General features: G+C 67.3%; 6 protein-coding genes. 3 read left to right on the top strand and 3 right to left on the bottom strand.

The window, feature by feature from the left end:
• On the top strand, window positions 1–1,497 hold a 1,497-nt coding region (locus L6E12_RS18320), incomplete at its 5' end, for a tyrosine-type recombinase/integrase (RefSeq protein WP_236229140.1).
• Window positions 1,382–1,927: a hypothetical protein gene (locus L6E12_RS18315; RefSeq protein ID WP_236229139.1), complete on the top strand. Its 546-nt coding sequence runs from the start codon at window positions 1,382–1,384 to the stop codon at window positions 1,925–1,927. The genes L6E12_RS18320 and L6E12_RS18315, both read left to right, overlap by 116 nt.
• A 263-nt stretch (window positions 1,928–2,190) precedes the next feature.
• Here L6E12_RS18315 and L6E12_RS35760 read toward each other — a convergent pair whose 3' ends face one another.
• The 3 genes from L6E12_RS35760 to L6E12_RS18300 form a co-directional block, all read right to left on the bottom strand.
• A complete protein-coding gene (locus L6E12_RS35760) occupies window positions 2,191–2,454 on the bottom strand; it encodes an IS3 family transposase (RefSeq protein WP_236229138.1) in 264 nt (87 codons plus the stop codon).
• Window positions 2,455–2,534: 80 nt separating this feature from the next.
• Window positions 2,535–2,825 (bottom strand): transposase, encoded by a 291-nt coding sequence (locus tag L6E12_RS18305; RefSeq protein WP_374201900.1) that lies wholly within the window; start codon window positions 2,823–2,825, stop codon window positions 2,535–2,537.
• Window positions 2,826–2,953: 128 nt separating this feature from the next.
• Window positions 2,954–4,444, bottom strand: a complete 1,491-nt coding sequence (locus L6E12_RS18300; RefSeq protein WP_236229137.1) for a PLP-dependent aminotransferase family protein — start codon at window positions 4,442–4,444, stop codon at window positions 2,954–2,956.
• Here L6E12_RS18300 and L6E12_RS18295 point away from each other — a divergent pair.
• Window positions 4,404–5,306 carry a DMT family transporter gene (locus L6E12_RS18295; protein WP_236229136.1) on the top strand — a complete coding sequence of 301 codons (903 nt, stop codon included), beginning with the start codon at window positions 4,404–4,406 and terminating at the stop codon, window positions 5,304–5,306. The genes L6E12_RS18300 and L6E12_RS18295 overlap by 41 nt on opposite strands.
• Window positions 5,307–6,000: the final 694 nt, after the last annotated feature.

Raw genomic sequence — 6,000 nt, 5'->3', positions numbered from 1 at the left:
GAGGCCGCCCCGTTGCGCGGGGCGGTGGAGGAGAAGGCGCGGGAATGGTGGGAGGACTGGGAGACCCGGTTCGCCGACATCGACATCCACGCCGCGGCCGGGGACCCGTGCGAGGTGACCAAGGAGCATGTCCAGGAGTTCGTGTACTGGATGCTGTTCACCCGGTCGGCCTCGACCTCTCAGAACAAGTTCAAAGTGACCAAGCAGTTCTTCTCGTTCCTGGAGGACGACGACGAGATCGAACTGTCTCCGTTCGCCAAGCTCAAGTTGCCGAAGAAGGGCACCACGCTCACCCCGATCCTCACCGACGAGGAGGCCGAGATGATCATCGCCCACTGCTCGGGGAGGGATTTCGTGGCGGTCCGCAACCGGGCGATGATCGAGACCTTTCTCGACACCGCCCTGCGGTGCGCGGAACTGGCCCACATGCGGGTGTCCTCGGTCGACCTGCGCTTGGACCGGATCAAGGTGACGGGCAAGGGCGCCAAGGAGCGCATCGTCACCTTCGGGGATCTGGCCGGGCGGGCGTTGTCGAAGTACGACCGGATGCGCTCGAAGAAGCCGGGGGCGAACCTGGAGTACTTCTGGTTGGACGAGACCGGTACCAAGCCGTTGACGATCTCCGGGATCAAGAGCCTGCTGCGGCGCCTCGGTGAGGCGGTGGGGGTCGAGAAGCTCTACCCGCACATGTTCCGCCACACCTTCTGCCACAACTGGCTGCTGCACGGCGGCTCCGAGACCGGCCTGATGACCCTCTGCGGTGGTCAACCCGCACCATGGTCGAGCACTACGCCCGCATCGCCGCCCAGACCCGTGCCCTGGCCGAGCACAAGCGTCTCGGCATCCGCAACCTCAGCGGCTTCCGCCCCGACCTCATCGCCTCCTGACCCCAGGCCGCGCCGAGAGAAGAACTCTCTCCCGGTCGCGGTGGCCCCAGGCGGGCACCGGTCCAGCGTCGGACCGGTGCCCGCTGCGGATCGCTCCGCCCGTACCGGGCGGCCTAGGCTGTCCGGCATGGTTGATCAGGACCGTGTCGCGCGCAGGGTGAAGCTGGACATGAACGTGGTGGTCGAGGTCGTCGACGCTGAGGCGCTCACTCGAGATGCCATCGCCGACATCTCCGCCACCGAGTTCGGCGGCCGTCCCGGCCGCACCCCAGAGCAGGAACGCGACGAGTACATCGCCGAGGTCACCAGCGACCTCGCCAAGGCCGTGCAGTGGCACATCGACCCTGTGGCAGTCCTCGAACACCCGGGGCCGAGGCCGTCGAATCCAATTGCGGGGCGGTCGAGCTCGACGAGGACGGCTTGCCTCTGGTCAAGGGCCCGGACTTCGACGCCCTGTTCGAGGTCTGCCACTGCGCACAGCAGGGCTGCGGGCGGTGCGAGGACTTCCAGGTCACCCGCGCACCGCCGATGCCCTGCACACCGCGCTCATCTACCAGGCCGACCTGGCCTACGACGACGTCCTCGAACACGGCGACGACCCGGTGGATGACGACTTCTGGAACCTGTTCGACGAGTACCCCCGCATCACCCACCGCCAAGACGCCATCTGGCGCCGCCAAGCCGCCCGCGCCTTCGACGACCTCGCCCAAGACCACTGGCCCCACCCCCACTGCCCCGCCGAGGAGATGGCCCTGCACTTGGCCCTGCGCTGGGCCGAGTCCGCCCTCACCGACGGCATTATCACCCCCTACCAGTCCACCACCGAACCCCACCCTGACGACCACCACTGGGACATGCTCCTGGAAACCCTCGTCCAGGACACCGACATCCTCAACCTCTTCCACGTCGACATCGACGGCATCGAAGACCCCACCTCCGAGCAGAACCAGTACCTCGGCATGGGCGACTACCGACCCGCAGCCTGGTTCACCGCCTTCAACAACACGGACGGCCGCGACCCCCGACGCCCCCGACGTTGATATCGAGAAGACGCGTGCGAACAGCAGGACCACACACCACTCTGCATCGCGCGATGAAGACGCAGCTAGGCAGCGAGCCTCGACATCAAGGTCCAACCAGTTGTCTGGCAACACCCGACAGTTGAATCCATGAACTCGAGACCGGGCCAAAGATGCGGTGAGCTGGGAAACATGGACCCGCTTACACCGGCGCAACGCACCCTGCGATCTCAATCGCCGCGCACACCTCATGGTGAGCTTCCCCCGGTAACCCGAGGTGGTTGTTACCTGGATCGGGTCGGTGATGCCGGGATGGTAGTCGGTTCGGCCTGGGCGGTGTGCCAGGCGGTTTCGTACTCGTCGGAGCTGAGCCAGCCGAGGTCCTTCTGGATGCGTTCGGTGTTGTAGAACCCGTCGATGTAGCCGAACAGGTCGTTCTCGGCCTCGTCGCGGGTGCGCCAGGAGCGGCGGTAGACCAGCTCGATCTTGAGCGTGGAGAAGAAGTTCCCCATCAGGGCGTTGTCGTAGGAGTCGCCGACCGAACCCATCGACGGCAGAATCCCGTTGTCCGCCAACCGTTTAGCGAACCGGAAGGCCGTGTAGGTCGACCCTCGGTCGCTGTGGTGGATCAGCTGCCCGTCGCGAAAAAAGCGGACGCGGTCTTCAGGATCTCGTTGGCGCGTTTCAGTTCCGCGTTCTCCCGCCATAGCCGGCGCAGCACCTCCGACTCGGTGATCGTGGGCCGGTCGCCACGTTCACCGCGGTCGACCTCGTACTGCCGGATCCAGTTCCGCAACGCCTCCGGGTGCACGCCCAACTGCTCGGCCAAGCGCCGGATCACCGGCGTGGGATCCGACTCCCGGTACAACCGGACCGCACAGGACCTCAACTCATCAGGGTACTTCTTCGGTGGTGCCACGGACGACTCCCTTCAGGCCCTATCGGACCATGCCCGTAAAGACTCCGGGCTACCGGGGGAAGCTCAGGATTGCCGAATCACCGATTCACGTACCAGTCCAGTCCCAGTTTCCCTGACCGGACCAGTTGTCAGCAGGCCCGACTGACCAGCTCTGCCAACTCGGCCAGCGCTCCGGCCTTGATCGAGGCGAAGCCGATGACCAGGCCACTCGACCCGCCATCGGCGGCGGCCAGACGACACTCGGAGAGTCCCTGGACCGCGAAGCCCGCCCTCCGCAGAACCGAGAGCACCAGAAGTTCATCTGTCAACAATGGTAGCTCGATGAGCAGGTGCAACCCACTGTTGTCGCCTTTTATCACGATGTCGGGATTTCTGTACGTCAATTCACGGATGAGTTCCTGCCTGCGGGAGTGATAATTCCGTCGCATCTGTCGGACGTGTTTGTCGTACATTCCGCTGCGCAGCAGCCGGGCCAGGGCGAGCTGGTCGATGGTTTGCCCGGCCAGGCTGGTGACCGCCCGCCGCCGCACCAGCCGCTCCTGCAGCCGCGGCGGCCCGACCAGCCAGCCCAGCCGCAGCGCCGGGACCAGCGTCTTGCTCACCGACCCGAGCAACACGGTGACATCGGGGGCGAGCCCCTGCAGGCAACCCACCGGCTCGCGGTCGAACCGGAAGGCGCCGTCGTAGTCGTCCTCGACCAAGACCGAGCCGTGGGCGCGGGCGAGGTCGATCAGCGCGTGCCTGCGCGTGGCGCTGAGCACCACGCCGGTCGGGTACTGGTGCGCCGGGGTGAGCACGATCGCCCCCAACCGCTCAGGTCCGCGGATCCGGCTGATGTCCATGCCCTGGTCGTCCACGGGCACACCCACCACCTCCACTCCCCGCTGGACGAGCAGATCGCGGGTGCCCGGGCTCGCCGGGTCCTCCACCGCGACCACGCCGCACCCGTCGGCCAAGAGCACGTCGGAGAGCAGGGCCAACCCCTCGGCGACGCCGTTGGTGATGAGGATGTTGTCGGCGTCGACCACCACTCCCCTGGTGCGGGCCAGGTGTCCAGCCAGTTCAGTGCGCAGGGTGGCGTGACCGCGGGGGTCCCCGTAGCCCAGGTCGGCCGAACTCGCGGTGGACAACGCGTACCGGTAGGCGGCCAGCCAGCGATTGCGCGGGAAATCACCCAAGTCGGGCAAACCCGGGCGGGCCACCGGCGCGGGCACCGGGGACGGCGGCCCCGGCGACGGCTCCACCACCCGTCCGACCCAGGTCCCGGCGCCCTGTCGCGCGTCGAGGAAGCCCTCGGCCAGCAACTGGTCGTAGGCGGTGACCACGACCCCGCGGGACACACCCAGCGCAGCGGCCATGGCCCGGCTCGGCGGCAACCCGGTGCCCGCGGGCAGCTCCCCCGAGCGGATCAACTCCCGCAGGCCACCTGCGAGTCGGATCCCGAGCCGTCCGCCGCCGGGAAACGGCCAACCCAGGGCGGCGCGCAGGTCCTCGGCGGACCATGGCGCGATTGGTCCTGGAAATCGCCGTGCTGATTGGTCCTTGTTGAGAGCCATTCCCGCACCATACGGTCCGATCATGGTGAGAGGCAGCGTCTGCGCCGCGTCGGCGATGACCATGGTCGGCAACTCGGTGGCGGTGATGGGAGTGCTGCGCGACTTCCCGGTTTTCGCGGGTCAGGCCTTTCGGTTCGCACTGGCGGCGGTCCTGCTGCTGGTGGTCCTGCGGGTGCGGGCGGCGAGCCTGCCGAAGGCACCGGTCACCCCCCGCCACTGGGTCCGCATCGTCGTCCTCTCCGCCCTGGGCATGGTCGGCTTCAACCTCGCGGTCGTGGCGGCCGAGCAGGACACCGATCCGGCCCTGGTCGGCGTGATCGTCGGCTGCGCACCGGTGGTGATCGCCCTGGTGACCCCGCTGATGGCCCGTACCGCTCCCAGTTCCCGGATCGTGCTGGCGGGCATCATCGTCACCGGCGGTGCCGCCCTCGCCCAGGGCCTCGGCTCCAGCAGCAGCACCCAGGGCCTGCTGTTCTCGGCCTGCGCCCTCGCGGGTGAGGTCGCTTTCGCCCTCGCCGCCGCCCCCATCCTCGGCGATCTCGGCGCGTTGCGGGTCTCCACTTACGCTTGCGTCGCGGCGATTCCGCTGTGCCTGGTGGGGGTGTTGGTCACGGGTCAGTTCCGACTTCCGGAACCCGGGCAATTGCTGGCGCTGCTGTGGCTGGGCGTGGTGGTGACCGCGTGCGCCTACGTCCTGTGGTTCACCGCGGTGGGCGACATCGGCCCGGAGCGCGCGGGCTTGTTCACCGGTCTGGTCCCGATCGCCGCGGTCGCGGCCACCGCCCTGCTCGGCACCGGCTCCCCCACCTGGGCACACGTGCTCGGCTCGGCCGTAGTACTCACGGGCCTTCTGGTCGGCCTCACCACGGCGGAACGACGCGCGGTGGACCCCGCCGAAGCGGCGGCGCAGGTCCCCCGGACCTGATGGGAGCCGCCGGGTCTGCCGCGGACTGTCGACCAAGGGAACCACCGGGAGCAAGCGGGTGAGCTTCGCCCATGACCCGAAGCGGTTGACACCCGGCTCCGGTCGATGATGCCGGGATGGCAGTCGGTGCAGCCAGGGCCGCACGTCAGAAGGTCTCGTACCTGCCGGGGCTGAGTGATCGAAACGAACCCGGCCCCGACAGCGGTGCAATGCGCCCGTCACACCGACGACGAATGACGGGTCCACGCAGCGCAACAGGCGGTCGGCTGGAGCAGATGTGGAGCAAGCCCCCGCGAAGAAGACCACCCAAGGGGCGCAGACCGCACTCGGTTGCGATCAACCGCACCACCTGACCACGATGTTCTCCATTTCCGCAGGTCAGCGGCATGTTCCGCCCGTACTGGCAGTGTAAGGGTCAGAGGTTCAAGTCCCCTCAGCTCCACAACTGAACAGCAGTACATTTTCATCCGCTGACCTACGAGAAGACGGTCAGCGGGTGATCTTGTTTTACCGTCCCGAGTGGACAGTGGTGCACCGACATGGAGCAGATCTGAAGCAGCGTGCCCACGGGGCACCAAACAGGGTCACAATCTGCTCCAGCATCGTTAACCTGATCGGGCATTCTTGCGTGCCCCCGATCGTGGAAGCAGGCACAGGCTGCCGAAACACCGAAGCTGCCGCGGGATGCCGGAAC

It is taken from the genome of Actinokineospora sp. PR83 (genome assembly GCF_021056305.1).
Lineage (GTDB): Bacteria > Actinomycetota > Actinomycetes > Mycobacteriales > Pseudonocardiaceae > Actinokineospora > Actinokineospora spheciospongiae.
The sequence above is the reverse complement of the archived record's forward strand: the minus strand, read 5'-3'. Positions and strand labels throughout refer to the sequence as shown.

Bases quoted from the DNA above. Each gene is read 5' to 3' on its own strand.
- L6E12_RS18300 (WP_236229137.1), bottom strand. From the start codon at position 4,444: ATGGTCATCGCCGACGCGGCGCAGACGCTGCCTCTCACCATGATCGGA.
- L6E12_RS18295 (WP_236229136.1), top strand. From the start codon at position 4,404: ATGGTGAGAGGCAGCGTCTGCGCCGCGTCGGCGATGACCATGGTCGGC.
- L6E12_RS35760 (WP_236229138.1), bottom strand. From the start codon at position 2,454: ATGGGTTCGGTCGGCGACTCCTACGACAACGCCCTGATGGGGAACTTC.